Source organism: Ruegeria sp. BHSA123, assembly GCF_059613425.1.
Genome location: NZ_JBXWSL010000027.1, coordinates 1 through 22,887, shown reverse-complemented (window position 1 = coordinate 22,887; position 22,887 = coordinate 1). Strand labels below are relative to the sequence as shown.

Genomic DNA, 22,887 nt, shown 5'->3' with positions numbered 1-22,887 from the left:
TCTGCCCCTATCGATACAACTGTACGACGTCGCGAAAGATGCCGCCGAACCCGTTGCCGCCGCTGCCAACACCGGTCACATCGGGGAAACCGACGACCTCTCCGTGGATGTCGAAACTGGCGGGCGAGCCGCCGTCATCACCCACCGGTTCAGTCAGGAACACGGCAACAAATTTTGTGACTGGAACTCCGGTAGTCGAACCGGAAACCGGGTTTTGCGCGCAATCAACACCAGCAGCCGTAACAACGCGCCGCGCCGGGTCTTCGGACATCTGGCTGGAACACATCGGGCGTCCGGTTTCAGCAAGCGAAGGGTCCAGAATGGAGTTTGCGTTCGGCGGCGCGTGAGGGTTTGTATTTCCGTAGGCTATTTCCCTCAAATACATTCCGTACCGCGTCCCGGCGAAAACGGTATCCGACCCGGACAGCGCGGGCAGATGCGAGTCGCTGCCTATGCCGTCGGCAATCCCATCTGCCAGATCGTGGTTTCGATTAAGGTATCCGGTTCGATCCCAGTTGCCGTCGCCGAAACGGTTGTTTCCGCCGCATGTGCCCGCAGTCATGCACAGGTCGCGCCCCAGACCAGTTGTATCAGGGGTCGTCTGTTCATTTCCCTGAATGCAAGCGCCGCCACCGTTGCTTTCAATCCCCTTGATCACATTTGGTGCGGGCGCGAAATCGATGTTGTTTTTCTCACCGTTGAGAACCGAGCGGTAGATGTCAAAGCGGACGTTGAATGCAGCATTGGTAATGCCGTTTTTCTGGCCGGGTTCGGTGTTCAGACCATTGGTCAGAACACATTGGGTGATCTGGCTTTGCGCCGCGATCAGACAGGCCAGTTTATTGCCCCCTTCGTCGGCACACACACCCGAGCTGTCTTGGAAATTCGCCAGATCAATAAAGCCGAAGTTACCCGGTCCCCAGGCCGTTCCGTTGCCGCCGCTGCGCAACAGGATCTGGTCGCCCACAGTCAAAGTGGATTCCCAATTCGGGGGCAGGCAGAACATCAGGGGTGAGATATCGCACGCCGCTTTCGAGTATCCGGCCACTGCCTCGGCTGAAACGCTGGCAGCAGAAAACCCAGCCCCACCAAGCATTTTGTCCAGCGCCGAAGCCAGGCTCATCGTCAGGGATTTGGGTGTCAACACGACTTGCGCGAACCTGGCCTTCCGTGGATCAGTTGTAATATCTGCGCCAAGCGGGGTCAGATCCGATGCCGGAAGCGCCGAGTGAAACAAGAGGGTATAATCCGACGATCCTGAAAGCGTGGTTGCCCCGTTCGCGAAGGTCTGGCTGTCGCTGACAAGATTTGCTGCTGCATTTGTGGCGCGTGTAATCGCGTCTGGTTGGCCGTCCAACTCTCCCGCTGCGGCCAAAGCCACGTTGTCGGCAAATGACTGCAGCTCTGCATGTGTCGAATTCAACCGGCCAACGTCCAGCGTGATCGCAAAGAACCCGAGGAATGCGACCAAAGCTGTGCCCCACAGGATCGCGACGGTGCCGTTCTCCTCTTGGGCGAATGCGGATATGATTGCATGTGCTCGCATGGCTGAACTTATTGACCAGGTGTCTGACTGACTGTGATTGGGCGAATGCGGGGTTTGACGCGCGGCATCGCGGACGCCGGCGCAAGGTGCGCATCTTTTGGGGTATCAGGTTGCAATTTGGCGGCGGGCGCGGCTTCTGTTTCCTGTTCCGCTTCTTCCTGTTGCCGCTGGATGGTCACAACCTCGGTCTCGGTTCCCCGGCGCAGCTTTACAGTGGGTTGAATATCAACCTTTTCTGCAGGTCCTTCCTCCTGCAGCAGATCGCGCAGGCGAACCATCTCCATGGGCTCATCCTCGACGCTGTCCAGGGTGCGCAGTGTAAGGCTCAGGGTTCCGGCCTTTTGAGCCAGGGCCAGACGTTGACCTTGCTGCGGGGTCACTTCCACTGTGATCGTGCGGGCGACCTCAGGCTGATCGCTTAATTCTTCCGACTGCTGGTCTACGCCAATGACGCGAATATTCTGCAAGATGGTGACCGCGCGCAGGTCATGCTTGGCACCTTGGGTCAAGACGATATCAACGTGATCGCCCGGGGTAACAAAACCGCCCACGGCCGTTACAGCATCGACCTCGATTGCCATGGCGCGTGTGTTTTCCCCCAACTTTTGAACTAGGGTGACTTTTTCACCAAAGTTCGAAACCTTGGAAAGAAGCATTACTTCGCCGGGATAGAACCGGCCCTTGGCGCGCCGCAGCTGACGGCGATTGTTTGGAACAAGTACATCAATATCCGTGAAAACTCCGGCCGGGAGCGCCTCGCGCGGCCAGGGATGAATTGTGACGTCGTGCGCTTCGATCGTTTGACCAAAAGCAATTTCTGATCGGGCCACATAGATCTCAACCAGATCGGCATCTGGCGAGACACCGGCAGTGCTTGTCTTAAACTGAATGTGATCTTTCGCCAGGTAAACGGAACCGGACGCTATCGCAATTCCAAACAGTGTAGAAATGATTGGCCTGATACGCATCACTCTCTCCAACAATTACGTTCTGAAATATGGAACTTCGGTCGTCTTGCTTTCGCGAAATTCCTGGCGGTGAACTCTGCGCCGCAACAGTGGCACGGCGGCGCAGAGTTCAGTATTTTGGTAAGTGTGTTTGGGTCAGCAGGTCGCGCTACCCAGAGCAGCGCATGCACCAGTCACGTTTGTGTTGGTGGTGGTGCCCAGGTACGAGAATGCGCCAACTGCAATCGACGCCACGACCAAAAGAGCCAGGCCATATTCGACAATTGCTGCACCGCTTTCATTCTTAACAAACTTCTTCATGAATTTAGTCATTATTTCCCCCAAATAGGTTAGACGTTTTCAGCGCTCCATATTCTTGAGCGCAAGCCAGGCGAAAATGCATTAGCTCGGGAATCAGAATAGAATCGCAGGAGATGCGTGACCTCCTTCAAAGGTAACTGAAATACAATCAAAGATTGAAAGATTTTAAAGTAATAACTTCTATGGGAGATTACTTTTAACCCTGCATTAACAACCTATTAACATACGGCGAATCGCCTTTTTTCGAAACAATGAATTGAGTCGGGTCGCAATTGTGAGCAGGATGGTTGTTGATTTTTACTGAACGGTCAGGCAATCGCGGATTGGTCCCGTGCCGATTGTTGGTGATATGGTTCATAAAAACACATTAAAAACAGATAGATAAAGTTTTGTAGTAGTATTTGTTTGAAAACTTTCCGCGCAGACAAGCCAGATAATTCCGGTTGCTGTGGCTGCGTAAGGGGCACAAGTTAGTTGTTGTAATCCGAACCTGTTTGTTTGGTCGGTCTGTTTGGTTGAATGGTTAATTGTTATGAGTGTTAGTTTTTTAAAGAGCGCTCAGGCGAGGGAGAGTCTGGACTTCGTAGTGGAGTGGACTCAGGCCCTGTGCGGTAATGGCTCCTTGTCTCGATCCGTAAATTGTTTAATGCGCCTGGTAAATGCTGATGCGGTTCTAATAGTCAGAACGCAGAAAAAAGGTTGGAAGGCAAAGCACATTGCGCGCTGTTGTGTTCAGCTGGGAAAAATCTGGCCTTCACAGCCGCAAACGCAGGCCGAACTGGTTATTGGGGAGTGTATATCAACTGCAAGAGCGGGTTCAGTCTGGAAACTATCAGACCTGGTGTTTTCCGACGCATCACCAATGTCCCATTATCGGCCTCAAAAGCCTGAAGGGCTGGTGGAGGTTATCCTGATTCCGCTGGACGTAGCCGGGGCGCAGGTCGATTACATCGAGCTTCATTACAGTATTCGCCCGCAGACCTTCGAACTTGATCTGATAAGTGCGCTGGCTCCAACACTTTCATCTGGCTGGAGTAAACGCTTACCCGGAACGGTTGCTGCCAATTCCGAAGTTCTTCGGGGTCACCGGTCCAGATACGACAGCAACAATCGCTTCGTTCCAATCCTTGATCCAAATAACCCAGCCGAACTCAGCAGATGCGAGTTTCGGGTATGTGCGATGATGAAAGAGGGAATGACAGTGAAGACAATCTCGGAGACTTTGTCCATTGGCCCGACGACGGTTCGTTCGCACTTAAGTTCCATATTTTCCAAGACAGGGGCAACGAGCCAGATCGAGCTTTTGCATCTGTTAAACCGAAGCGTTGATGCTGACAGGGGTTTTGCTCAGATTGCGGGTTAGCGAACCGAATGGATTGCTACCAGGACGGTCTGAAGACCTTTCCTTGATCTTTTTTGGATCTATCCGCCGTCATGGTCTCGCCTTTTGTCGTGCCACGCCGGTCGAATAACTGCTGAACTGTGTCGTAATTTCGTCGGCTGTTTTGTAAGTTTCTTTTTTTCGGCCGCAATTTTGCCCTCTATTGCGGTGTAGGGAATCTGACTCGTTCGCTTTGACGATCTGCCACTTTCGTGCGGGGAAACAACCCTACGGAGTAGGGGGAGTTCGCCTGATTTTTCTGTTCGTCCCACTTGATCGCAGATACAATAGAAGGAATTATTCTTTTTTGTTAACGGCTTAGTCTTTGTTCATGATTTCGCGACAACATTAACATAATGTGAACAATGTATTCTCTGAGTGTTCAACTGGTTCGGGGCATACTAATCGCACAGGCCGGGCAAACCACGTCCGGTTGAATGGAAGGGGAACAGCATGATCAAGACTGCTATTGAGGTTGCGCCGTATGCATGTGCGACAATGCAACCCCATAATCCCGTCATGAATGGCGAAGTTTCAAGCAATACAAATTCGAGCAGCAGTCGCTTCCCTCCTATCGAAAATGCACTGACAGAAATCGTAAATAACAAGCGACTTGAAGAGGCGAACCGGGACTTCTGAAGATCAGAACGTCCGATAGATTTCCAGATCAACATGATCAGGGAACGATAAAGCCCGCTCCGAATTGGAGCGGGCTATATTTTTTCTCAGTAACCTTTGCCAACTTGCGTAGGGCATGCGCGCAATACAACCTGGCGGTCAGGATCTTTACGAGAAAGTCGGGCCAGCCAAACGGCTGGTAATCACTTAGCTGGCCCGGTCTTTTGCCCACTTCATAAGAATGAAGGCAAAAGCTGTTAGCTATCCAGTCCGAGCATTGCCTTTACAGCAGCCTCGACCTCGTCGGTGACGGGTTTGTTCGCAGCGTCTTCCAATGCCGCGCGCTCATCGAGTGACTGCTGCTCAACGGCGTCAGTCAGGTCTTCGACGTCTTGCACGGCTTCCTCATATTCCAAGGCTGCCTGTTTTTCGGCATTCAGGCTGTCAGCGGTATCTTTGGAAGCCTGCAGATCATCGTTTGCGTCCTGAAGAGCGTCCTCGATATCAGGATCGGTGCCTCCCGCGTCTGCCAGCTGCTGTTCGAGATCATCGACGATGTCCTGCTTTTCCTGAACATCGGCCAGCGCTTCCTCAAGGTCGTCATTGATTTCGGCGCTGGAGCGATCCGGCGGGGTCATATCATCCAGAAGGTCTTGTTTTTCGGCAAGTTCAGCTCGGATGCTGTCGCCAGCCAGAACCGTATCGCGATAGGTTGCAATGCGACCGACGCGCGAATTCGGTGCAGCGTTCTGAAGGGCCTTCTCACTTGCGTTGGCTGCGTTCAGTGCACCCAGTTCTGAAGGGTGGACACCCAGTGCGGCAGCCAGTTTATTCCCCTTCTTATGGGAATCGGTCAGGTCCGTTTCCTCGACCTGAACCTTGGATTTTGTCGCGTGCGCGGCCGGTGCGGTCTTGGTCTGAGTTTTCTTGGACTTCTTACCGGTAAACAGCTCTTTCAAAGAGAACGATTTTCCCTTCGAGGATTTTGACTTCGAACCCTTTGCGCCAGAGGTTGTGCGCCCCGACTTACCGGCGGATTTTGAACCACCACTTTTGGTCGCCCCATTACCACCGCCGTTGCCTTTGCCATTTCCGGCGTTGTCGCTGTTTCCATTACCGCCGCCGTTTCCTTTACCGCCACCATTGCCTCCACCGTTGCCATTGCCGTCTTTGGCGTAGGCCACATCTGGAAGGGCAACTGCCGCCACGATAGCAGTGGAGCCCAACATTGCGATTGCGAGAGCGGAGGCCTTCAGCACGCCGGTCAAATTGGTTTTCATAGCGATCCTCGTAGGTCGAGCGCGAGTTTCATTTGGGCCGGCAGAGTATTTCGCGGTCAGCACACACGAAAAACCGCTAGCCGGAATCAATATCTGACAGGTGCTATCTAAACCGATCATCATTGAACCCACGCCAAACTGGTCGTTCATCGCCAGTTCATGTTGAAATCGGTAGATTGTTAAGGTGGTTGCGCAGTAAAGAGTGCCGAAGATGAAGAAGCTCTTGACCATCTTGTTTCTTGTTGCCGTTCTCCAGCCCGGAGAAGGCGATGCAGCCGTTCGTGAGCTGAAGCAGGCGGAGCTGCGCAAAGCGACAACCACTGGCAACGCTATCCGTCTTCAGGACGTCATCAAAGGCGTCGAGCAGGTCTTTGGCGGAACGCCCATTGATGCGCGTGCTTTTCAGGCCGACAAAGTTTACTACCGCGTGCTGGTCAAAAAACCGAACGGGAAGATTGTTAGTGTTATTGTTAACGCAAAAACCGGCGTCGTCGTTTCCAACAGGTCCACGATCGGCAAACAAATCTCAGAAGCGGCGAAATCTGCGCCCGGAAACTCGGCCAATGCGAAATCTCAAGGCAAGTCTTCTGCCAACGCAAACGGGGGTCAAAGCGGCAACCGTGGGAACAGCGGTGGCGGTCACGGCAATTCTGGCGGCAATGGTGGAGGCAATTCCGGAGGTAACGGTGGTGGCAATTCCGGAGGCAACGGTGGTGGCAACTCTGGTGGAAATGGCGGCGGCAATTCTGGCGGAAACGGTGGTGGTAAAAAGTAATGGTTAAACTGCCATACGCACGCCTATAATTCCTAAGTATGAGAGTCTTACTGGCAGAAGACGAACCGCACCTTTGCGAGCAGATCAAGAAACTGTTGAACGCTGAAGGTCGGGTCGTAGACATTGTGAACAGCGGCCTGGAAGCTTTGCATCTGGGCGCAACAGAACCTTATGACATGATCATCCTCGATATTGGATTGCCGGAACGTGATGGCATTTCAGTTCTACGGGAATGGCGCAGTGCGGGTATCAAGACACCTGTGCTGATCCTCACGGCCCGCGATGGCTGGAGCGAAAGGGTCGACGGGTTGGACGCAGGCGCGGACGACTACATGACCAAGCCGTTCCATATGCCCGAACTGGCAGCGCGGGTCCGTGCCATCCTGCGGCGGCAGAGCGGCCAGTTGAATCCCGTCGTTGAAATGGGAAATGTTGTGCTGGATACCCGCAACGGGCGTGTGACGGCGGATGGCGTGCCCATCGACCTGACCGCCCAGGAGCTGGCTGTTCTCACGTATCTGGCCCATAATATTGGGCGTATGATCTCAAGGACCGAACTGTCAGAGCATATCTACGAATACGATGGAGACAGGGACTCGAACACCATCGCCGTCTTCATAACCCGTCTGCGCAAAAAACTTGGCCCTGATCTGATCACAACGATTAGGGGCCGCGGATATATGATCGACTCTGCCTGATGTTATCCCTGCGTCAACGGGCTCTACTGGGGGGGATCGCGTCGGGTGCCCTTTCAGTGGGTGTCGGTACGCTGGCCGTGTTCTCGTTCATTAATGCTCGCGTTTCAGACAGGTTTGATACCGCACTACTTGATCGTCACACGCAACTGGTCGTTGGGTTGAGCGTTACGACCCATGATCCGGATGCGTTGCGGGATCTGATGTTCGATCCAGCCTATGGCACACCGTATTCCGGCAGATACTGGCAAGTCAGCAACAGCGAAGGCGAGATCTTTACGTCGGCTTCCCTGTTCGACGAAGTCATTGCCGAACCCCCCGGTAACCCTGATGTAACGACGCTTTGGAACACGCCCGGTCCGGAAAGCGAAGCTTTACGAGGAGCCTTTCAGAAAATTACTTATGAGGATGGTACGGTCTGGGGGGTAAGCGTTGCCGAAAGTCAGGCCCAGCTTGTCGCGGAACGTCGCGCTGCACAACAAAACCTGCTTCCGGTTTTTGCGCTGGTCGGTCTGATCGGTGTCGTTGGATCGCTACTGCTGACGTCAATCATCCTGACGCCACTCAGAAAGCTGCGGTCGGATGTGGCGCACCGTTGGGAACGGGACGAAGACCTTAGACCAGGCGATTATCCAGAAGAGGTGTCTCCTCTGGTCGAGGATTTGAACCAGCTCTTGCGCCGAAATCGGGAAATCGTATCAGGATCACGTCGTCAGGCGGCAGATTTGGCTCATGCCCTGAAAACACCTACTGCGATCATGCGCAATGAACTGGTGCTGTTGTGCGAAGCGGGAGGTTCTACGGATACTGCTGTGGAAGCTCTCGACCGTATCGACGCGCAACTGGGCCGGTCTTTGGCCAGAATGCGGGCGCTGAACACTGCAGATTTGACCCATTCTCGTAATGATCTGTCTCATTCGATTGATCGACTGGCGCGGCTGTTCACGACCATGGCCGAGCGCGATGGAAAGTCATTGAAAATTGAGCGCGACCCGGGTCTTTGGGTGCGTATGGACGCGCAGGATATCGAAGAAGTTTTGGGCAACCTGCTGGATAACGCAGTCAAATGGTGCAAACACAAGGTCCGTTTGACGGCTAAGAGGACCCAGAACGGGATTGAAGTTGTGATTGACGATGATGGCCCGGGAATTCCTCAGGACGCTCACCGCGAGGCGCTACGTTCTGGGGGAAGGCTGGATACTTCTGTCTCGGGCAGCGGCCTTGGGCTGGCTATAGCGGTTGATCTGCTGAAGGCTTATGACTGCCGGATTGAACTGGGGGCATCCGGTTTTCTAGGCGGTTTGGAATGCCGGATCGTTATACCAAAAGGAACCAACGCGCATTCTGCGTCAGGCTGATTTTTTGCCCTGAAGGTTCAGGGTGGTTTGGGTGTGTCGTAAGTGGACAAGACGCGAAAACAAGAAAAGCGGACCCATGACAGGTCCGCTTTTGCCCTTGCGGGCGACAGGCAGCCAAGGTGGGCTTAGCTGCTCATGTCGTAGGCCCGTTCACCATGTACCGAGAGGTCGAGGCCATTTGTCTCGGTCTCGGCGTTTACGCGAAGTGGTGTGATCTGTGCAACCAGTTTGACCAACACAAACGTGACAACTGCCGTGAAGGCACCCACGATAACCAGCCCACCCAACTGGGCGGTCCATGTGCCAAGGCCAAACAGGGCGATCATGATGGTGCCGAAGATGCCTCCGACGCCATGTACCGCGAACACGTCCAGCGTGTCGTCGATATTCAGCTTGTTGCGCACCAGACTGACGGCTTCCTGACACAGAATGCCCGCAACAGCACCGATGATGAGGGCCTGAACCGGACCCACAAAACCCGAAGCGGGCGTGATCGAGGCCAGACCTGCAATTGTTCCGGTAACAAGACCCACCATCGAGGCTTTGCCAAATCGGATGCGTTCCCAAAGCGCCCATGTCAACGAGGCAGTAGCGGCGGACAGGTGGGTAACGGTCATCGCCATCGCAGCACCTCCGTCCGCGGCCAGTTGCGAGCCGCCATTAAAGCCGAACCAGCCGACCCACAGCATCGCGGCGCCCACCATGACATAGCCGGGATTATGCGGCGGGGTCGTGCGGTTGCGGCGCGGGCCAAGGATGACGGCGATGATCAGGGCTGCCAGACCAGCGGTTTCGTGCACCACGATACCACCTGCGAAATCACGCACGCCAATGTCGCCCAAAATACCACCATCGGCCAGCATTCCACCGCCCCAGATCCAGTGAACCACCGGCGCATAGCACAGCAGCATCCATAGCGCCGAGAAGGTCAGTACAAAGCCAAAGCCTACCCGTTCGACATATGCGCCCACGATCAGGGCCGGGGTGATGATGGCAAAGGTCATCTGAAAGGCAAAGAACAGGATTTCCGGTAGAGTGCCAGCAAGGCTGTCCACATCAACACCGTTGAGGAAAGCCTTGCCCAAACCACCCCAAAGCCCACTTTCACCGGGCCCAAAGGCGATGGAGTACCCGGCCACCAGCCACAGAATGCTCATCAAACAGGCAATGGCAAAGCAATGCATAAAAACGCTGAGCACGTTTCGGGCACGTACGAGCCCGCCATAAAACAAGGCCAGCCCCGGCAATGTCATGAAAAGGACCAGTGCTGTAGCAACTATGATCCAGGCTGTATCGGCTCCATTCATGGGCCGCTCTCCTTTTCCCTGCATGGTTTCCCGGGCAGGTCATCTGACAACGCTCCGGGGTCGAGTGAGTGTATGTGCAGAGCCTTGAAGCGGAGGGCAGGTGAGGAAAAAAGAGGCAACACCCAAATTGGTCGCCTATTTTGTCGCCTTTTGTTCAAGTGATGACAGTTTTGGCGGCTATGGGCAGATAATGCCCAAAAATCGTGCGCGTTATGAAAGGCCAGTCAGAAGCAACGCCAGCGCATGATCCCGCGCGGCGCGGCGCACCGCATCCCGCCCTTGCGCGCCAAACTCAATCGTTTCGGTTTGGGTTTCCCGGCCTTCTCTTGCCAGTCCGAAACATACGCGCCCTTCGGGTTTGAACTCAGACCCGCCCGGCCCGGCAATGCCGGTAATCGCGACGGCAAGCTGCGCTTGTGAGTTGCGCAATGCGCCTTCGGCCATTTCGCGAGCGACCTGCTCGGACACTGCGCCGAAAGCCTGCAGGGTTTCTGCCAGCACACCCAGCATGTCCTGTTTGGCCCTGTTGGTATAGGTAACAAAACCCCGATCCACGACGGCCGAACTACCGGGTATATCCGTCAGGGCCGCAGCGACCATACCGCCGGTGCAGCTTTCCGCTGTCGCGATCACAACGCCCTGCGCCTTGGCGCGGTTCAGCAGGTCGGGCACGTTCATAGGCCCAGAACCCCGTGCGCGATGCCTGCCAGAACCATCACGCCAACGGCTGCGAAAATACCCGCAATCACGTCGTCCAGCATCACTCCAATAGGATCGCCGCGACGATCTGCCCAACCGACGGGGCCGGGTTTGGTGATGTCGAACAGGCGAAACAGGGCGAACCCGGCAACCCAGCCGGGCCAGAGGGCGGAAATGTCGATCCCATGCGCCCAGGACGGATATGAGATCGCCCAGAGTGCAATGAACTGGCCCGCAACTTCATCAATGACGATTTCCGACGGGTCGTGATCGTCCTGACCGTCGGTCATCACGCGCGTGGCCCACAGGCCGCCTGCGAACACCACGAGCGTTGCGATTGCCAGCAATGGGAATCCGCCCAGCGTGTGCAGGACCCAAGCCATCGGCAGCGCGGCCAGCGAACCCCAGGTGCCGGGGGCAGGGCGTATATATCCGATGCCGCCAACGGTGCCAATCAACTGCGCCGCGTTCATGATTTCACCAGACAGGCCGTCGCAAGCGATGCGATGCCTTCACTGCGACCGGTGAAGCCCAGACGCTCGGACGTGGTGGCCTTGACCGAGATCTGATCGACGCACAAGCCCATGATTTTGGACATTTCTTCTCGCATGGCAGCGGCGTGAGGGCCAATCTTCGGATATTCACAGACCAGCGTGCAATCCACGTTCGAGATGCGATATCCCATCTGTCCGGCCAATTCGACCGCGTGACGCAGAAAGATCTTGCTGGCGGCACCTTTCCATTGTGGATCCGAGGGCGGGAAGTGCTGCCCGATATCGCCTTGCGCCAATGCGCCATAAATCGCGTCGGTTACAGCATGCATCCCGACATCTGCATCCGAGTGCCCCTGCAACCCGCGATCATGGGGAACCTTTACACCGCAAAGGACAACATGATCCCCGTCGCCAAATCGGTGCACGTCATAGCCGTTGCCAAGTCTTACATCCATATCCATTCCCATGATACGTTCCGCCCGGGCAAAATCCTCGGGGCGGGTGATCTTCAGGTTGTCCGCATCGCCCGGTACGATGCAGACATCTACCCCCGCAGCGCGTGCAACCTCAACATCATCAGCAGCACCGCCCGGATGCGCCGCATGGGCGGCGGTGATGGTGTCATAGTGAAAGCCTTGCGGTGTTTGCGCCGCAAACAGGTTGCTGCGGTCTTGTGTGCCAGTCACGGCCCCGCCTTGTCCTATCCACAAGGCGTCAGTCACCGCCAGTCCGGGGGCGGCGGCCTGATGTGCATCCAATGCGTTCAAGACGTCCTGAATGGTGCGCAACGAAACGCAGGGTCTGGCAACGTCATGAATCAGGACGCGCTTCACGTCGAGGTGCGCCAGGGCCTTCAAACCGTTGCGCACAGAACCCGTGCGATCTGTGCCGCCCGAGGCGAGGATCAGATCGGTATCACGAAACTCCTCCCAGACCTGAGTGTCTTCGTCGGATAAGACCAGAACGATATGGGCGACCTGTCCGCGGAACCGATCGATTGTCCAGTCTGCCACGCGGCGTCCTGCAAGGCTGCGCCACTGTTTTGGGACATCGCCCCCTGCGCGTAGGCCGCGGCCTGCGGCGACTATGATGGCAGCTGTGGTCATGCCGCGCGCCCTCCATTTTGTTGCGTTTGTTTAGGCGGCGGTGATTGCAGAGGCAATCACCTATGGTCATGTGATTAAAAAATAGGCAGTTGATGGTTCTACAGGCTTGTTGCGCGTCGTTTTGTTGTTCATATGCGTAGAATTCGATATCAGAACTGCAGTTGCCCAAGGATTAAGCACGTTGACTTTGCGCTTCGCTGACAAACTCGTAACACCGCCGGTTTTGCTGGCCCCGATGGCCGGAATCACCGATCGCCCATTTCGGGATCTAGTTATGCGCTTCGGCGCCGGCATGGTCGTCAGTGAAATGGTCGCCAGTCAGGAAATGGTGCAGGCCAAACCCGGAGTGCGGGAGCGCGCCGAATTGTCTGCCGATGTGGAAAATACAGCTGTGCAACTGGCAGGGCGCGAGGCGCACTGGATGGCCGAGGCGGCGCGTCAGGTTGCTGATCGTGGGGCGCGGGTGATCGACATCAACATGGGGTGTCCCGCCAAGAAGGTTACAAATGGGTATTCCGGCTCGGCCCTGCTGAAAACACCAGACCATGCGCTGACGCTGATCGAGGCCGTAGTCAGTGCAGTTGACGTTCCGGTGACATTGAAAACCCGTCTGGGGTGGGATGACACCCTGCTGAATGCCCCTGAGGTCGCGCGCCGTGCACAAGACGCAGGCGTTCAGATGGTTACGATCCACGGACGCACGCGATGCCAGTTCTACAAGGGGCGCGCTGACTGGAGCGCGATCCGGGCCGTGAAACAAGCCGTGTCGATTCCGGTCATAGCGAACGGAGATATCACGGATACTGCCGCCGCGCGAACGTCGCTGACTCAGTCTGGTGCAGATGGGGTCATGGTCGGGCGTGGCGCGCAGGGTAAACCGTGGCTTTTGGCGCAGATCAGTCACGACCTCTACGGGGAGGATGCGCCGGAAATTCCGGTCGGGAATGTCCTGATCGACATGGTGCGTGCGCATTATCAGGCGATGCTGGGATTTTACGGTGCCGATCTGGGCCTGCGTGTCGCCCGCAAGCATCTGGGATGGTACATGGATCAGGCCGCAACCCCTGCGCCGCTGCGCCGGGCAGTTTTGACGTCGCGAAGCACGGATGAAGTCCTGCGTCTGCTTGGGGACGCACTTGCCGATACGGGCGAGGTGGCGGCATGAATTCCAACGCCAACATCTGGAACTCATTGCCGGTTCCGGCCTTCATAATCGATGAAGAAGATCGCATCGCAGATGTGAATTCGGCGGGCGAGGGGTTTTTGAATGCCTCGCGCCGGTCGGTAATCGGGCATCCGGTATGGGACCAGATCGCCGTTGACGCACCGCTGGAGGAAGCATTCCTGCGCGCCCGTTCTCAAGGCACGCCACTGTTCGTAAACGATGTGGATGCTGGTTCGGGGAACCGTGCGCCGTTGCAATGTGCGTTGCAGATCGCGCCTCTGGTTGGGCATCCGGGGTCGATGATCATGATTATATCACCTCGTGAACTGGCGGGCCGGATGACCTTGGGCAACACGGTCAAGTCAGCGGCGCAGTCGGCGATTGGCATGGCCGAGATGCTGGCGCACGAAATTAAGAACCCACTGGCCGGGATTACCGGTGCAGCGCAACTGCTGAGCATGAATATTTCGCCACAGGATCTTGAACTTACAGACCTTATTGTGGCCGAAAGCCGAAGGATCGTGAAGCTTCTGGAACAGGTCGAGCAATTCGGCAACTTGCAGAAACCGGACCTCAGGCCGGTCAATATCCACGATGTACTGGACCGTGCAAGGCGGTCCGCGCTGCTGGGATTTGGCGCGGATATGACAATCATCGAGGATTACGATCCGTCATTGCCGCTGGCCTATGGCGATCCGGACCAGTTTCTTCAGGTGGTTCTGAACCTGCTGAAAAACGCATCCGAGGCCGCAGGGCCTCAGGGCGGAACAATCCGTCTGCGCACGTATTTCGAACATTCCTTCCGGCTGCGCAGAAGTGATGGGTCGGGTCACTCGCTGCCGTTGCAGATCGAGATCATCGATGACGGTCCAGGGCTGCCCGAGGATATCCGCGGTGACATTTTTGACCCGTTTGTGTCGGGCAAGGAAAACGGCACCGGTCTCGGGCTGGCGCTGGTCAGCAAGATCGTTTCCGACCATGACGGCTGGATTTCCGCCGATTCCGTGCCTGGCCGCACCGTTTTCAAACTGTCGCTGCGCCGCGCGCCGCGAGATGCAACAGAACACAAGAAGGAGAGCACCTGATGGATGGCACCGTACTGGTTGCGGATGACGACCGCACAATCCGCACCGTTCTGACTCAGGCGCTGACGCGGGCCGGATGCAAGGTGCACGCAACGTCTTCGCTAACCACCCTGATGCGTTGGGTCGGCGAAGGTAAAGGCGACGTGGTGATCTCGGACGTTGTCATGCCTGATGGCAATGGTCTGGAGATGCTGCCGAAGATCGCAAAGGATCGCCCTGGATTGCCGGTTATCGTGATTTCCGCACAAAACACGATCATGACCGCGATTCAGGCGGCTGAGGCAGACGCATATGACTATCTGCCCAAACCGTTTGACCTGCCGGATTTGATGAAACGCACGGCGCGGGCACTGGATCAGAAGCAGCGCGCACAGCCAGAACCCAAACAGGCAGGCGGTGAGCGTCCGGATGAGCTGCCTCTGGTCGGCCGCACGCCAGTCATGCAGGCCTTGTATCGGTTGGTCGCACGCGTGATGAACACCGACCTGCCGGTAATGATCTCGGGTGAAAGCGGAACGGGTAAATCGCTGATTGCCCGGGCAATTCACGACTTTTCGGATCGGCGTACATTACCCTTTGTCACAGTCACCGCAGCCGACCTAAGCGATTTGGAGGGCCCGGCCCGCGTGATGGCGCGGGTGCGTGGAGGTACGCTGCTGATAGATGAAATCGCAGATATCGGCGATGAAATTCAAGCCCGCGTGGTGCGTATGATGGATACGCCCGGCGATCATGCTCCGCGTTTCATGGCTACCAGCCAGACAAACTTGACCGATGGGATGGAAAACGGCCGTATCCGTCAGGACCTGTATTATCGTTTGTGCGGGGCGACGATCCACGTGCCATCGTTGCGCGAAAGGGTCGACGATATTCCGCTGCTGGCCGAACATTTTCTGGCCCGGGAAGAGAAGGAAAACGGAAACAAGCGGTGGCTCAGCTCTGATGCGGTGGAACTGGTGCGGCGCTATTCATGGCCGGGGAATGTGCGACAACTGGAAAACGCTGTTCGCCGTTTGGGGCTGACCAGCCGGGCAGATGAGATTTCAAAGGCCGAGGTGGAAATGGTGTTGGGCAGCCAGCCCGAAGCCGCACCGGTTCTGAGCGGTGGCGAACGTGAAAAGCTTTCAACTTCGGTCGAGCGTCATCTGCGACGGTATTTCGATCTGCACGGCAACATTTTGCCGCCACCGGGCCTTTATCAGCGGATTTTGCGTGAGGTTGAGGCTCCGCTAATCGAAATCGCACTGGATGCAACTGGTGGGAATCAGGCAAAATGTGCTGATTTACTGGGGATTAACCGAAATACGCTGCGAAAAAAGATTACTGACCTCGATATTCAGGTGACACGGCGTCGCAAACTGATGTAATATCGCCACACAAACCGTGGCATCCTGGCACCTGTCAGGAAAAGATCACGATATATGGCGGTAAGCCGCACAAGCGGCACATCAGGATGAGGGCAGACGGTGGCAACCCGAGCACAGAGCGGGATGATCCTATCGATTGGTCGATGGCGTAAATCACGGAAACTGCGCAATTTCGGCACCTTTGGGCTGGTCCTCTTGGGGCCAGTTCTGGCGCTTGCCACATATCTTGTCATTGGTCCCTTTGATCTTGGTGCGACCGCGCCGACATTGCGGCTGATTCTGCTAGCCGATCTAGTCTATGTTCTGGTCGTTGCGGCTTTGGTGCTCAGTCAGTTGGGTAGCCTGATTGCGGCCAGGCGGGCCAAGTCGGCGGGCTCGCGCCTGCATTTGCGCCTCATCGGGGCGTTTACGCTGCTCGCGCTGGTTCCGACCGTTACGGTCGCCATTTTTGCCGGCCTTACCGTGAATATCGGTCTGGAAGGCTGGTTTTCGGATCGCGTACGGCAGGTTGTCGGGTCCTCCCTGACGGCGGCAGAGGCTTATGAGCAGGAACATCGCAGTGGTCTGACGCAGGACGCAACCGTTCTGGCGCGGTTCCTGAACAACGCACGTTCGGTGGAGTTTTACATTTCTGATGCCGAACTCCGCGAGGTTCTGGCGCAGGGGCAGGCCCGGATTCAGCGCGGGTTGCGCGAGGCCTATGTCATCGACGGCACGGGCGAAATCCGGTCGCGCGGGGATCGGTCCTATCTGTTCAACTATGAGGCGCCAACAGCCGAGCAAATGACGGAAGCGGCAGAAAAGGGGCTGCTGATCATTGCTGACTGGCCAAACAGTGAATTCCGCGCGCTGGTCCCGCTTACCGCCTATCTGGACCGTTACCTGTATGTCAGCCGCGAAGTGGACGGGCAGTTGTTGACGCTGCTGGATGACACCAAGGAAACGGCGCAGTTCTATCAGCAGCTGGAAAGTGAACGGGGCAGGGTGTTGTTCGAATTCGGCCTGCTCTATCTCGGCTTTGCGCTGATCCTGATCCTGGCTGCGATGTCACTGGGGATGTGGTTTGCCGAACGGCTGTCGCGCCCAGTCGGACGATTGACCACGGCAGCACAGCGGGTCGGTGCCGGAGACTTGAGCGTTCAGGTCATCGAAGAGGCCAGCGACGACGAGATCGCGATGTTGGGCCGATATTTCAACCAGATGACCCGACAACTAAAAGGACAGCGGGACACGCTGCTGGAAAACACCCAGCAAATCGAAAGAAGGCGTCGCCTGTTTGATTCCGTGCTCAGTTCGGTCACATCCGGTGTTGTCGGCGTGGACCCGGATGGATGCGTTACCTTCGTCAACCGTTCGGCCGAGCGCTTGCTGGACTGGTCACGAGGCGAAGAACACCTGGCTATCGGCATTGCAGTTCCCGAGTTTCTGCCCTTGTTTGAAAGCCTCAAGGACAGCGGGCAGGAGGCTGTTCAGGGTGAGGTTAAGGTCACACGCAAGGGGCGGCTGGAAAACCTGCTGGTTCGCATGGCCATCCGTCGCGGAGAGGATGGCGGGCTGGAAGGCTATGTGGTTGCCTTTGACGATGTAACCGATCTGGTCAGCGCACAGCGAATGGCGGCGTGGGGGGACGTGGCCCGCCGCATTGCACATGAAATCAAGAACCCATTGACGCCGATCCAGCTCAGCGCAGAGCGCATCAAGCGCAAGTTCGCCCGCAAACTGGATGAGGAAGACAGCGGCAGCCTTGAGTCGATGACCGGCGTCATCGTGCGGCAGACTAACGACCTGCGGCGTATCGTGGATGAGTTTTCCAAGTTCGCACGGATGCCCGAACCCGTTCGACGAGAGGAAGACTTGGTTGAACTGGTGCGCGAAGCCGTTCTTTTGCAGCAGGCGGGACAGCCGGACGTACAGATTGACGCCGATCTGCCGCAGCAGCCGATCATGGCGGATGTAGATGCGACCATGCTCAACCAGGCATTGACCAACCTGATTAAGAACGCTGGGGAAGCTATTGTTACCTTGCAAGAAAAGGGCGCCCCGAGCAACCTGGTGCCACAGATCAAGGTGGCGGTATTAAGCGACAGTGCGGGTACGGTCATTACCATTGCAGACAATGGAATCGGTCTGCCGGAGGACCGGGCGCGTTTGTTTGAACCTTATGTTACGACACGCGACGAAGGGACCGGGCTGGGCCTTCCGATCGTCAAGAAAATTATAGAAGAGCATGGCGGCGCGCTGACCCTTGAGGACGCGCCCGTATTTGACGGGCAGGACCATTTTGGCGCAATGGCTGTGATCCGTTTGCCTGGGGCAGGTATGTCCCCAACCGTTGCGCCGCAGAAGCAGGCAATTAGAACCAACAAACTGAAAGCAGGCCAAAGATGAGCGACATTCTGATCGTAGATGACGAGCGCGATATTCGCGAGCTGGTGTCCGACATTCTGGAGGACGAAGGCTATTCAACCCGGCTGGCAGCCAACTCGGACGAGTGCATGGCGTCGATCAATTCCGAACCGCCGGGGCTGTTGATCCTGGATATCTGGCTGAAGGACAGCCGTATGGACGGGATTGATATCCTCAAGTCGGTAAAACGCGATAACCCGGATGTGCCGGTGGTGATTATTTCGGGCCACGGCAACATCGAAATCGCTGTTGCTGCTATCAAACAGGGTGCTTACGACTTTATCGAGAAGCCCTTTAACATTGACCAGTTGATGGTGGTGATCCGCCGCGCGATGGAGACGTCTCGTCTACGGCGCGAGAACGCGTCGCTGAAGCGGAAAGAGGTCAACAACTCCGACATGATCGGCAAATCCGCGTCGTTCCGGGCGATGCAGGGGCAGTTGGACAAGGTTACCAAGTCAAACGGTCGCGTCATGCTGCGCGGGCCTGCGGGTTCTGGAAAGGAAATTGCCGCGCGCTATATCCATGCCCACTCCAACCGCGCAAACGCTCCCTTCGTGACCGTCAACTGTGCCGGGATTGAGCCTGAGCGTGTGGAAGAAGTTCTGTTTGGCCGGGAATCGGCCGAACGTGGTGTGGAATCCGGATTGCTGGAAGAAGCCCACGGCGGCGTGGTCTATTTTGATGAAGTGTCCGACATGCCTTTGGGTACACAGTCCAAAATCCTGCGTGTGCTGGTGGATCAGCAATTCCAGCGCGTGGGTGGCTCGGACAAAGTGCGCGTGGATCTTCGGGTGATCTCATCGACCAACAAAGATCTTGATGATGAAATCGCGGCCGAGCGGTTCCGGGAAGAGCTGTATCACCGTCTGAATGTGGTTCCGATCACCGTTCCATCACTCGAGGACCGGCGCGAGGATATTCCGGTTCTGGCCCAGCATTTCATCGAAATGTGCAACGAAACCCAAGGGTTGCCTATGCGGGAGCTGTCGGACGAGGCGGTCGCTTTGCTTCAGACAATGACGTGGCCGGGTAACGTGCGCCAGCTGAAAAACTTGATCGAACGTGTTTTGATTCTGGGTGACGGCACCGGCCCAATTGAGGCGCGCGAGCTGCCAAGCGAAGAAGACAAGGCCGAAGAGTCGGGCCGCGTTGTCTTGTCGGGGGCGCTGGCCACTTTGCCGCTGCGCGAGGCCCGCGAAGCGTTCGAGCGTGAGTATCTGCTGACCCAGATCAACCGCTTTGGCGGCAATATCAGCCGCACCGCCAGCTTTGTCGGGATGGAACGCAGTGCGCTGCATCGCAAGCTAAAGTCGCTGGGTGTTGTGACCTCAAACAAATCCGGTGCGCGGGTCGCGCAAATCGACGAGCCCGAACCAGCAGAATGAGTCTGGGGTCATAGTTCACGGGCAGATGGATGTGTGGAAGGGATGGCGAGAACGGTGAACTCTGATCGGTCTGGCCGGTTCGTCGAAGGCTACCCGGCTTTTGGCAGGCGGTTAAAGCGACTTCGACGGTCGATCGGATTGAAACAAGCCGCGCTGGCAGAGGTTCTGGAGGTCGATCAGACCACGGTTTCCAGATGGGAAAACGGGATTCAGATTCCGACAACTGATCTGCAACACTCGGTGTTTGCTGCGCTGGCTCCTTTCAGGGCGGATGACAACGCGTTAAGACGGCTTGTCGTGAACTCGGCCGACTGCATCCATCTGGTTGAGGAGGCCAGCCATATGTGCCTGGCCTATTCCCGCCGGCGGGCGCGGGACTGGAAAACCACCCAACGGGCACTGCTTGGCGTGTCCCTCTGGCAATTTGCAACGGAAGAGATCCGGCAGGCTGAGGCCGAGCTACAGGACGAGGGGTGGTGGGATTTGCAAGCGCCCAACCCCAAGTCGTTTGTAACTTCCGAAGCGCGGCACGACCGTATCCGGATCAGCGCCGGACAGATCACCTGGGAACGGTTGTACCTGTCGGATGGAACGCCGGTTAGGCTGGTCAGTGGGGCACGGTCGGGACGCGCATAATTTATGCGTATTCCTGTGCGGTCGGGTGCAGTAGAACCGGGCTATGCCCCATCCATTACGCATCTTGTTACAGGTTTTGTTGCTTTGGCTTGCCGGGCTAGGTGCGGCGACCCAATTCGCCAAGATAGCGGTTCCTTTTGTTCAGGTCGCGGCCCTCTATCCTGCGCACGCGGATAAGATTGGCTGGCTTTTGTCAGTCATCAGCCTGATTGGCGCGATTCTTGGTGCATTGTCCGGCGCGATAGCGGGGCGGGTGGGGCCTGTCCGGTTGCTGATGTTTGGCTTGATCCTTGGCGGGGCGGTGTCCCTGTTTCAGGCCAGTATCCCCAGTTTAGGCCTGATGCTGGTCAGTCGCGTTGTCGAAGGGGTCTCTCATCTGGCCATCGTTGTCGCCGCGCCGACTCTGATTGCGCAAATCACGATTGGAAAATGGCGCAACGCGGCAATGGTTTTGTGGAGCAGTTTCTTTGGTGTCGCCTTTGCCCTGAACGCATGGCTTGGGCTTCCATTGATCGCTCAGGTCGGGCTGCCGGTTTATTTTGCTACCCATGGCGTTCTGATGTTTCTGATCGCCGTCCTGATCGTATCTTTCCGTCCCAACAGTGCATCGGCTTTGGTGAACAATCCTTTTTGGAGCGTTCGAACACTGATTGACATACACGTACAGACCTATCGCTCTGCATTTGTGTCGGCTCCGGCGCTCGGATGGTTCTTTTACACGCTGACCTTTGTCTCGCTGCTGGCCATTCTTCCGGGAAGATTGCCAGAAGATGTCAGTGCGATGATCGCAGGCTTGATGCCGTTGGCCGGGATCGTGATTTCCTGGCTTACCGTCCCAGTGTTGCTGAACGTTTGTTCTGGCGTATTCGTTGTTACCCTTGGTTTCGGGCTGTCTATCCTGACGATAGGCGCCCTGTTTCTTGGTGCCCCGTTGCCCGTTGTCTGCGTTGCGCTTTTTGCGGTGCTGGGGCTTGTTCAGGGCGGCAGCTTTGCAGCGGTACCGCAGTTGAACTCGACACCCGAAAACCAGGCGCTTAGCTATGGTGCGATGGCGCAGATGGGGAATGCGGGTAACCTTTTGGGCACACCTGTTTTGCTTGCAATTCTGTGGCGGACCAGTGAAGCAGGCATGTTGATTGCCGTGGTCGGGTTCTATGCTGTTGCCATGGCGCTGCATCTGTGGCTAGCCGCGCGGCGCAAACGCGCTTCGACCGAGCTGGATTGATCAAACATGCGGAACAGTGGTTTTTCTTATCCGGATTGCCCCGGTGTGATGATCTGAAACGACCCGTCATCGAATTTCACAAAGCATGAGGCACTGTTGAGGGGCGGCAATGTCGTTGTTCGCGCCAGTGGCACCCGTGATTTCACGTTTTGCTTGCAGGGTGGTAAGCTGACCGGACGAAATCCCTTCTCGGCCATGCATTGCGCCTCGACCGTGTTTCGCAGTCCCTGGTTGACATCGACGGTATAAACCCTGCCGGGTTGCCACCAGCCTGGGGATTGATAGCAACGACCCATGCCATCACAATACGTACGCCCAGGCCAATAAGTCGGCGGGCTTTGACGGATCTGATTGGCAACCGGCACCTCTTTTACCGCCCTAAGCTGGCACTGGGTGGTCTCTTTTTGCAGACGTGACACGGTTTCACCCTCACGATAGTAAAGCGAGAGTGGCCCACACGAGGACAGCACCATCAGGGGCACGAGCATAGGAAACAGCGTTTTCATATGCTTATCTTGCCGCAGCTGATCAGCGATGACAATTCAATTGACCGCTTTGGGGGCATCTGTCATTCAATCCTTTCAGGCAGAAGGGCCAGAAACATGAAGGTCATTATTTGCGGCGCGGGTCAGGTCGGCTGGCAGATTGCGCGGCACCTTTCGGGCGAATTGAACGATGTCACCGTTGTCGACAACAATCCCGATCTGGTACGGCGGGCGACCGAAACACTGGATGTGCAGGGGATCGCCGGGTTTGCAAGTTACCCCGATGTGCTTGAAAGGGCAGGCGCGCGCGATGCGGACATGATCATCGCTGCGACCCATTCGGACGAGGTGAACATGGTCACTTGCCAAATGGCGCATTCGGTCTTTTCGATCCAGCGCAAGATCGCGCGACTGCGGTCGAAATCCTATCTTGAAGCGATCCATTCGGACCTTTACCGGCGCGATCATCTGCCGATTGATGTGGTGATCAGCCCCGAACGCGAAGTGGCCGCAGCCGCGATGCGCCGCCTGTCGGCCCCGTCCGCCTTTGACACCGAGATTTTCATGGACGGCAAGGCGCAGCTTTTGGGAATTCGCGTTGAT

General features: G+C 56.5%; 22 protein-coding genes. 13 read left to right on the top strand and 9 right to left on the bottom strand.

Features of this window, described 5'->3' with window-relative positions; all coding sequences use genetic code 11:
• Positions 1–7 precede the first annotated feature (7 nt).
• The 3 genes from AC2FNC_RS13705 to AC2FNC_RS13695 form a co-directional block, all read right to left on the bottom strand.
• Complete coding sequence (locus AC2FNC_RS13705) at positions 8–1,546, bottom strand: pilus assembly protein TadG-related protein (RefSeq protein WP_496715612.1); 1,539 nt, start codon at positions 1,544–1,546, stop codon at positions 8–10.
• 8 nt (positions 1,547–1,554) lie between these two features.
• Positions 1,555–2,514, bottom strand: a complete 960-nt coding sequence (gene cpaB, locus AC2FNC_RS13700) for a Flp pilus assembly protein CpaB (RefSeq protein WP_480553697.1) — start codon at positions 2,512–2,514, stop codon at positions 1,555–1,557.
• Positions 2,515–2,649: 135 nt separating this feature from the next.
• Positions 2,650–2,814, bottom strand: coding sequence for a Flp family type IVb pilin (locus tag AC2FNC_RS13695; protein ID WP_267367933.1), 165 nt, complete (start codon positions 2,812–2,814; stop codon positions 2,650–2,652).
• Positions 2,815–3,325: 511 nt separating this feature from the next.
• Here AC2FNC_RS13695 and AC2FNC_RS13690 point away from each other — a divergent pair.
• Entirely contained in the window at positions 3,326–4,177 is an 852-nt protein-coding gene (locus AC2FNC_RS13690) for a helix-turn-helix transcriptional regulator (RefSeq protein ID WP_496715611.1), read from the top strand.
• A 471-nt stretch (positions 4,178–4,648) separates the two neighbouring features.
• On the top strand, positions 4,649–4,834 hold the full coding sequence (locus AC2FNC_RS13685; protein ID WP_480473092.1) for a hypothetical protein: 186 nt from the start codon (positions 4,649–4,651) through the stop codon (positions 4,832–4,834).
• Between the two features lie 236 nt (positions 4,835–5,070).
• Here AC2FNC_RS13685 and AC2FNC_RS13680 read toward each other — a convergent pair whose 3' ends face one another.
• Positions 5,071–6,324, bottom strand: a complete 1,254-nt coding sequence (locus tag AC2FNC_RS13680; RefSeq protein ID WP_496715609.1) for a hypothetical protein — start codon at positions 6,322–6,324, stop codon at positions 5,071–5,073.
• Here AC2FNC_RS13680 and AC2FNC_RS13675 point away from each other — a divergent pair.
• Genes AC2FNC_RS13675 through AC2FNC_RS13665 form a run of 3 tightly spaced genes read left to right on the top strand, consistent with a single transcriptional unit; the run spans position 6,305 to position 8,921 of the window.
• Positions 6,305–6,868: a PepSY domain-containing protein gene (locus AC2FNC_RS13675; protein ID WP_480517251.1), complete on the top strand. Its 564-nt coding sequence runs from the start codon at positions 6,305–6,307 to the stop codon at positions 6,866–6,868. The genes AC2FNC_RS13680 and AC2FNC_RS13675 overlap by 20 nt on opposite strands.
• A gap of 38 nt (positions 6,869–6,906) precedes the next feature.
• Entirely contained in the window at positions 6,907–7,566 is a 660-nt protein-coding gene (locus tag AC2FNC_RS13670) for a response regulator transcription factor (RefSeq protein WP_480473086.1), read from the top strand.
• Positions 7,566–8,921: an ATP-binding protein gene (locus tag AC2FNC_RS13665; protein ID WP_496715608.1), complete on the top strand. Its 1,356-nt coding sequence runs from the start codon at positions 7,566–7,568 to the stop codon at positions 8,919–8,921. Before AC2FNC_RS13670 ends, AC2FNC_RS13665 begins: the two co-directional genes overlap by 1 nt.
• Positions 8,922–9,046: 125 nt before the next feature.
• On the opposite strand, the gene AC2FNC_RS13660 is transcribed toward AC2FNC_RS13665, so the two are convergent.
• The 4 genes from AC2FNC_RS13660 to AC2FNC_RS13645 form a co-directional block, all read right to left on the bottom strand.
• Complete coding sequence (locus AC2FNC_RS13660) at positions 9,047–10,228, bottom strand: ammonium transporter (RefSeq protein WP_480473082.1); 1,182 nt, start codon at positions 10,226–10,228, stop codon at positions 9,047–9,049.
• Positions 10,229–10,438: 210 nt separating this feature from the next.
• Positions 10,439–10,906, bottom strand: coding sequence for a CinA family protein (locus tag AC2FNC_RS13655; protein WP_480517247.1), 468 nt, complete (start codon positions 10,904–10,906; stop codon positions 10,439–10,441).
• Positions 10,903–11,400, bottom strand: a complete 498-nt coding sequence (locus tag AC2FNC_RS13650; protein ID WP_480517245.1) for a phosphatidylglycerophosphatase A family protein — start codon at positions 11,398–11,400, stop codon at positions 10,903–10,905. Before AC2FNC_RS13650 ends, AC2FNC_RS13655 begins: the two co-directional genes overlap by 4 nt.
• Entirely contained in the window at positions 11,397–12,527 is a 1,131-nt protein-coding gene (locus AC2FNC_RS13645; RefSeq protein ID WP_480624460.1) for a bifunctional 2-C-methyl-D-erythritol 4-phosphate cytidylyltransferase/2-C-methyl-D-erythritol 2,4-cyclodiphosphate synthase, read from the bottom strand. Before AC2FNC_RS13645 ends, AC2FNC_RS13650 begins: the two co-directional genes overlap by 4 nt.
• 181 nt (positions 12,528–12,708) lie before the next feature.
• Between AC2FNC_RS13645 and dusB the strand changes: the two genes are divergently transcribed.
• From dusB to AC2FNC_RS13610, 7 genes are all read left to right on the top strand, one after another.
• Positions 12,709–13,692, top strand: a complete 984-nt coding sequence (gene dusB, locus AC2FNC_RS13640; RefSeq protein WP_496715607.1) for a tRNA dihydrouridine synthase DusB — start codon at positions 12,709–12,711, stop codon at positions 13,690–13,692.
• Positions 13,689–14,777, top strand: coding sequence for a two-component system sensor histidine kinase NtrB (locus AC2FNC_RS13635; protein WP_480473074.1), 1,089 nt, complete (start codon positions 13,689–13,691; stop codon positions 14,775–14,777). Before dusB ends, AC2FNC_RS13635 begins: the two co-directional genes overlap by 4 nt.
• Positions 14,777–16,144, top strand: a complete 1,368-nt coding sequence (locus AC2FNC_RS13630) for a response regulator (RefSeq protein WP_480473072.1) — start codon at positions 14,777–14,779, stop codon at positions 16,142–16,144. The genes AC2FNC_RS13635 and AC2FNC_RS13630 overlap by 1 nt, the downstream gene beginning before the upstream one ends.
• A gap of 123 nt (positions 16,145–16,267) precedes the next feature.
• Positions 16,268–18,532 carry a sensor histidine kinase NtrY-like gene (locus tag AC2FNC_RS13625; protein WP_480476753.1) on the top strand — a complete coding sequence of 755 codons (2,265 nt, stop codon included), beginning with the start codon at positions 16,268–16,270 and terminating at the stop codon, positions 18,530–18,532.
• A complete protein-coding gene (gene ntrX / locus AC2FNC_RS13620; RefSeq protein WP_480473070.1) occupies positions 18,529–19,938 on the top strand; it encodes a nitrogen assimilation response regulator NtrX in 1,410 nt (469 codons plus the stop codon). Before AC2FNC_RS13625 ends, ntrX begins: the two co-directional genes overlap by 4 nt.
• Before the next feature lie 42 nt (positions 19,939–19,980).
• Positions 19,981–20,574 (top strand): helix-turn-helix transcriptional regulator, encoded by a 594-nt coding sequence (locus tag AC2FNC_RS13615; RefSeq protein WP_496715606.1) that lies wholly within the window; start codon positions 19,981–19,983, stop codon positions 20,572–20,574.
• A gap of 43 nt (positions 20,575–20,617) precedes the next feature.
• A complete protein-coding gene (locus AC2FNC_RS13610; protein WP_496715604.1) occupies positions 20,618–21,799 on the top strand; it encodes an MFS transporter in 1,182 nt (393 codons plus the stop codon).
• Between the two features lie 26 nt (positions 21,800–21,825).
• Here the strand turns inward: AC2FNC_RS13610 and AC2FNC_RS13605 are convergent, their stop codons facing one another.
• Positions 21,826–22,305 (bottom strand): hypothetical protein, encoded by a 480-nt coding sequence (locus AC2FNC_RS13605; RefSeq protein ID WP_480473064.1) that lies wholly within the window; start codon positions 22,303–22,305, stop codon positions 21,826–21,828.
• A 96-nt stretch (positions 22,306–22,401) separates the two neighbouring features.
• Between AC2FNC_RS13605 and AC2FNC_RS13600 the strand changes: the two genes are divergently transcribed.
• Positions 22,402–22,887: NAD-binding protein (locus AC2FNC_RS13600; protein WP_496715603.1), on the top strand; the 486-nt coding region annotated here is incomplete at its 3' end.

Excerpts from the sequence above, each read along its gene's own strand:
- AC2FNC_RS13705 (WP_496715612.1), bottom strand. The coding sequence starts at position 1,546 with ATGCGAGCACATGCAATCATATCCGCATTCGCCCAAGAGGAGAACGGC.
- cpaB (WP_480553697.1), bottom strand. The coding sequence starts at position 2,514 with ATGCGTATCAGGCCAATCATTTCTACACTGTTTGGAATTGCGATAGCG.
- AC2FNC_RS13695 (WP_267367933.1), bottom strand. The coding sequence starts at position 2,814 with ATGAAGAAGTTTGTTAAGAATGAAAGCGGTGCAGCAATTGTCGAATAT.
- AC2FNC_RS13685 (WP_480473092.1), top strand. The coding sequence starts at position 4,649 with ATGATCAAGACTGCTATTGAGGTTGCGCCGTATGCATGTGCGACAATG.
- AC2FNC_RS13675 (WP_480517251.1), top strand. The coding sequence starts at position 6,305 with ATGAAGAAGCTCTTGACCATCTTGTTTCTTGTTGCCGTTCTCCAGCCC.
- AC2FNC_RS13680 (WP_496715609.1), bottom strand. The coding sequence starts at position 6,324 with ATGGTCAAGAGCTTCTTCATCTTCGGCACTCTTTACTGCGCAACCACC.
- AC2FNC_RS13670 (WP_480473086.1), top strand. The coding sequence starts at position 6,907 with ATGAGAGTCTTACTGGCAGAAGACGAACCGCACCTTTGCGAGCAGATC.
- AC2FNC_RS13665 (WP_496715608.1), top strand. The coding sequence starts at position 7,566 with ATGTTATCCCTGCGTCAACGGGCTCTACTGGGGGGGATCGCGTCGGGT.
- AC2FNC_RS13660 (WP_480473082.1), bottom strand. The coding sequence starts at position 10,228 with ATGAATGGAGCCGATACAGCCTGGATCATAGTTGCTACAGCACTGGTC.
- AC2FNC_RS13655 (WP_480517247.1), bottom strand. The coding sequence starts at position 10,906 with ATGAACGTGCCCGACCTGCTGAACCGCGCCAAGGCGCAGGGCGTTGTG.
- AC2FNC_RS13650 (WP_480517245.1), bottom strand. The coding sequence starts at position 11,400 with ATGAACGCGGCGCAGTTGATTGGCACCGTTGGCGGCATCGGATATATA.
- AC2FNC_RS13645 (WP_480624460.1), bottom strand. The coding sequence starts at position 12,527 with ATGACCACAGCTGCCATCATAGTCGCCGCAGGCCGCGGCCTACGCGCA.
- AC2FNC_RS13635 (WP_480473074.1), top strand. The coding sequence starts at position 13,689 with ATGAATTCCAACGCCAACATCTGGAACTCATTGCCGGTTCCGGCCTTC.
- AC2FNC_RS13630 (WP_480473072.1), top strand. The coding sequence starts at position 14,777 with ATGGATGGCACCGTACTGGTTGCGGATGACGACCGCACAATCCGCACC.
- AC2FNC_RS13625 (WP_480476753.1), top strand. The coding sequence starts at position 16,268 with ATGATCCTATCGATTGGTCGATGGCGTAAATCACGGAAACTGCGCAAT.
- ntrX (WP_480473070.1), top strand. The coding sequence starts at position 18,529 with ATGAGCGACATTCTGATCGTAGATGACGAGCGCGATATTCGCGAGCTG.
- AC2FNC_RS13615 (WP_496715606.1), top strand. The coding sequence starts at position 19,981 with ATGGCGAGAACGGTGAACTCTGATCGGTCTGGCCGGTTCGTCGAAGGC.
- AC2FNC_RS13610 (WP_496715604.1), top strand. The coding sequence starts at position 20,618 with ATGCCCCATCCATTACGCATCTTGTTACAGGTTTTGTTGCTTTGGCTT.
- AC2FNC_RS13605 (WP_480473064.1), bottom strand. The coding sequence starts at position 22,305 with ATGAAAACGCTGTTTCCTATGCTCGTGCCCCTGATGGTGCTGTCCTCG.